Consider the following 2,624-nt stretch of genomic DNA (forward strand, 5'->3'; position numbering starts at 1 on the left):
GGGCCGGCCGACCCAGACGCCGATGGTCATCCGGCCGTCGAACCCGACCGACCACGCGTCGCGATAGCCGTAGGAGGTCCCGGTCTTGAAGGCGATGCGGTTGTGAGCGGCATTCTCAGGCGGCGGCGTGCCCAGCAGCACGTTGCCGACCTGCCATGCCGCGACCTGATCCAGCAGCCGAAGCGGTTCGCGGTCGTCCCTGTCCGCCATGATCTCGCGCAGCGTCTTGGTGGTGCCGAGGCGGGCAAAGCCCGTGTAGAGCTGGGCGAGATCCTGCAGCGTCACGCCGACGCCGCCGAGCCCCATGGCAAGCCCGGGCGCTTCGTCCTTGGGCAGCACGAGATTGCCGCCGGCCTGCCGCAACCGCGAGGCCAGCCGGCTGGAGCCGACGCGGTCGAGCAGCACGATCGCCGGGACGTTCAGCGACAATTGCAGCGCCTTCCTCACCGGCACCGTGCCCTGGAAAGTCATGTCGAAATTCTCGGGCGCGTAGGAGCCGAAGCGGACGGGACGATCGTCGATCAGGCTTTCCGGATGAACGAAGCCGTCCTCGAAAGCGAGCCCGTAGATGAAGGGTTTCAGCGTCGAGCCAGGCGAGCGGATCGCACGGGTCATGTCGACCTGCCCTGCCCGGCTCTCGTCGAAATAATCGGCTGAACCCACGCGGGCGAGCACGTCCCCGCTCTCATTGTCGACCACGATGATGCCGACGGAGATGTTCGGCCCGAGCGCAAGAGCGCGGTCGCGCGCCAGCGGCTCCAGCACCTTCTGCAAGTTCGCGTCGAGCGTGAGCTTGATGACCGGCGTGTCCTTGACCGTCGACAGCGCGGTGTCGGAGGCATGCGGCGCCAGGATCGGCATCGGCTTGCGCAGTTTTGGCACGGGCACGGTCTTGGCCTGCCTCGCGTCGTCGGCGCTGACCATTTGCTCCTCGAGCATGCGGTCGAGCACGCGGTCGCGCGCCTTGCGCGCGGCTTCGGGATGGCGATCGAGCCGGCGCGTTTCCGGCGATTGCGGCAGCGCGACCAGCAGCGCGGCCTCGGCCAGGGACAGGCGCTTCGGCTCCTTGCCGAGATAGCCGATTGAGGCGGCGCGGATGCCTTCGAGATTACCGCCATAAGGCGCCAGCGCGAGATAGAGATCGAGGATCTGCTCCTTGCTCATGCTGCGCTCGATTTCGATCGCGCGCACCATCTGCCGCAGCTTGGCATAGAGCGAGCGCTGCCGCCGCGGCTCCATCAGGCGGGCAAGCTGCATGCTGATCGTCGAGCCGCCCGAGACGATGTGGCCGCGCGTCGCAAGCTGCAAGGCGGCACGGCCCAGCGCCAGCGGGTCGATGCCGTCATGGGCGTAGAAGCGCTGGTCCTCATAGGCCAGCAGCAGTTTCAGATAGGTCGGGTCGACGTTGGACCTGGCATCGACCGGCAGGCGCCAGCGGCCATCCGCCATCGCATAGGCACGCAGCAGCTTGCCGTTGCGATCGACGATGGTGGTCGAGACTTTCCGGGCCTCGTCACGCGGCAGCGGACCGAGCGAGTAGACCCAGCCGACGAAGCCGAGGATGGTGAGGATGAGGATGAGTGCAAGGGCTGAGAGGACACGCATGATGGTGCGCCCTTCTCTCCCGCCGTCGTTCCGGGATGGTCCGGAGGACCAGACCCGGAACCTCGAGATTCTCAGGCGCGCAATTGCGCGCCGTAGTTCGGCTCTTCGAGCCGCCCCGGAATGACGAGAGCTGTTATCACCGTCGCTCATCCCACCACTCACTTCGCCGCCCGCACCTCGACGTTGCCGGTGCCGGTGCGGCCGTAGCGCGAGGGATTGTACATGTCCTCGACATAGGCCTGCGGCAGCACGTATTTGCCCGGCGAGACGGCGCGCACGATATAGGCGACCGTGAAGACCGACTTGGAGTCCGAGGCACGGTCGACTGCCGCGGTGAAGCGATCGTCACGGAACTCGGTGTCTTCAGGCTCCTCGCCGTCCTCGATCCAGTCCAGCGTGCCACTGTCGCCCGACGACACCAGCTTCGGGTTGTCGATCTCGAGGCCCGCGGGCAGATAGTCGGACACCATGATGTGGCCGTATTCGGGCTTGGCCTCGGTGATCTTCAGCACCACCGCGAAGCGCTGGTTCTGCTTGACCTTGCTGATGTCGGCCGGCTTGCCGTCGAGCGTGAAGTAATTGCGCTCGATCTTGAAGCCGTTGGATGCCGCCGGCTCCGGCGTCACCGGCGAGCCCGACACCGAGACCACGGCCTGCACCGGCGCATCGCCGGTGTTGGTGATCTTCAGCGGCTTGCCCTCCAGCGTCACAGCCTTGTAGCTGCGATAGAGCGCGGTCTTGACCGGCTGGCCGTCCACTTCCATGGACAGGTTCTCCTTGGCGAGCGCACGTGCGGCGAGCACCAGCCACGCATTCTCCTGCGTGGAGGTGTAGGGCGTCAGCCCGCGCGCGGTCTCGACCCGCGACACCGCCTGCGTCAGCGTCGCCTTCGGCGCGTTGCCTTCGCTGGCAAGCGACACCAAAGCTGCGGCATCGCGAAGCTGCGAGCCGTAGTCGGTGCGTCCGAACTCCAGCACGGGCTTCGGCGCGAGGCTGTCGAGGGCGGCACCATAGACCCG

At 66.8% G+C, this 2,624-nt stretch carries 1 protein-coding gene and 1 pseudogene; both read right to left on the reverse strand.

What is annotated here, in order from left to right; genetic code table 11:
• On the reverse strand, window positions 1-1,605 hold a 1,605-nt coding region (gene pbpC, locus MOV74_RS35740; RefSeq protein WP_246931913.1), incomplete at its 3' end, for a penicillin-binding protein 1C.
• Window positions 1,606-1,763: 158 nt separating this feature from the next.
• A pseudogene (locus MOV74_RS35745) lies at window positions 1,764-2,624 on the reverse strand (alpha-2-macroglobulin family protein); the annotation flags it as partial.

This window comes from Bradyrhizobium sp. SHOUNA76, from assembly GCF_023006445.1.
Lineage (GTDB): Bacteria > Pseudomonadota > Alphaproteobacteria > Rhizobiales > Xanthobacteraceae > Bradyrhizobium.